Source organism: Pantoea sp. SIMBA_079 (genome assembly GCF_046940275.1).
Lineage (GTDB): Bacteria > Pseudomonadota > Gammaproteobacteria > Enterobacterales > Enterobacteriaceae > Pantoea > Pantoea borealis.
In genome coordinates, this window is sequence record NZ_JAWRYR010000415.1 from 1 (window position 1) to 266 (window position 266).

Genomic DNA, 266 nt, shown 5'->3' on the forward strand with positions numbered 1-266 from the left:
GGTGGCGTCGCTGCTGATGATCTCGATCACCTACGTGATCGGGCAGATGACCGGCGCCGGCGTGGCGTTCTCGCGCTTCCTCGAGGTCGACCCCAATACCGGCCTGCTGATCGCGTCGGGCGTGGTGTTCGTGTACGCGGTGCTGGGCGGCATGAAGGGCATCACCTACACCCAGGTGGCGCAGTACATCGTGCTGATCATCGCCTACACCATCCCGGCGGTGTTCATCTCGATGCAGCTGACCGGCAATCCGATCCCGCAGTTGG

Annotated in this window: 1 protein-coding gene; it reads left to right on the plus strand. The window is 63.9% G+C overall.

Going from position 1 to position 266, the window contains the following annotated elements; all coding sequences use genetic code 11:
* The coding region (locus SB719_RS20600; RefSeq protein WP_412159807.1) for a sodium:solute symporter family transporter at nucleotides 1-266 on the plus strand (266 nt) is incomplete at both ends.